The following is a 925-nucleotide window of genomic DNA, read 5'->3' on the forward strand; positions in this document are numbered from 1 at the left end:
ATGAACCACCGTTCCAGACTGCCGCTGAGCATGCAGCCCACGGCCGATGGACCGCCGCCCTGCACCACGCTGGTCGAGCTGACCCGGCACGAGAAGCGGATCGAATACTGGATCCGCTTCGGTCGCCAGAGCTACGAGCAGATAATCGACCGCCATCGCCGTGTCGTTGGCTTCCCGCCCAACAGTGTATTCGCCTTCGTCCGGTGGGCCGCCAATGACTACGGCACGGTGCTCTCACGCATCGACATCGTGCGTGCGATTGATCGTGGCGAACCGTTCCAGACGTTGCCTTTCGTGCGGCCCGGCGGAGAGATCCTGCTCAAGGTGGAGGGCTGGCCGAAGGTCGCGCGCGTACTCGAGCACATCGATGCAATCGAGGCGCAACGCATCGATCCCAGCGCTGTCGCCGGGCCCCATTGGCGTCATGTCCATCACCGCATCGCAGCGGGCGTGGAGCCGCGTGCTTACACCAAGGACCGCCATGTGGCATGGCTCAAGCGGCGGAGCCTTGAGCGATGAGCCGCCGCGCCATCGTGCTCGTGATGCTCGTGACCAGCGCGCTCGTCGTCGAACCGGCATTGCGCGAGGATGGTCCGAGCTTCCTCTGGAATGCTTCCGCCAGCGTGCCGATCGGGCTCTATCGGCTCGCGCCTGCAAGCCACGTCGAAGTCACCGATCTCGTCGTCGTCCAACCGCCCGAACCGCTCGCCGCATTCCTCGCCGAGCGCGGCTACCTCGCACGCGGTGTGGCGCTCATCAAGCGCGTCCTCGCGAAAACTGGCGACACCGTCTGCCGGCGCGGTTCGACCATCATTGCCTACGACCGCGCCTACGGCGTCGCACACGAGAACGACAGTCGCGGCCGTCCGCTCCCCGTTTGGCAGGGCTGCCGGACGCTCGTCGAGGGTGAGGTCTTCCTCATGAA

Annotated in this window: 2 protein-coding genes; both read left to right on the forward strand. The window is 65.7% G+C overall.

The annotated features are described in order from the left end of the window. Positions 1-30 precede the first annotated feature (30 nt). Positions 31-519, forward strand: a complete 489-nt coding sequence (locus tag EOA86_RS34450; RefSeq protein ID WP_245497471.1) for a DUF2840 domain-containing protein — start codon at positions 31-33, stop codon at positions 517-519. After that, a partial coding sequence (locus EOA86_RS34455; protein WP_245497470.1) for a S26 family signal peptidase occupies positions 516-925 on the forward strand: 410 nt, incomplete at its 3' end. The genes EOA86_RS34450 and EOA86_RS34455, both read left to right, overlap by 4 nt.

This window comes from Mesorhizobium sp. M5C.F.Ca.IN.020.32.2.1, from assembly GCF_004023105.1.
Taxonomy (GTDB): Bacteria; Pseudomonadota; Alphaproteobacteria; order Rhizobiales; family Rhizobiaceae; genus Mesorhizobium; species Mesorhizobium wenxiniae.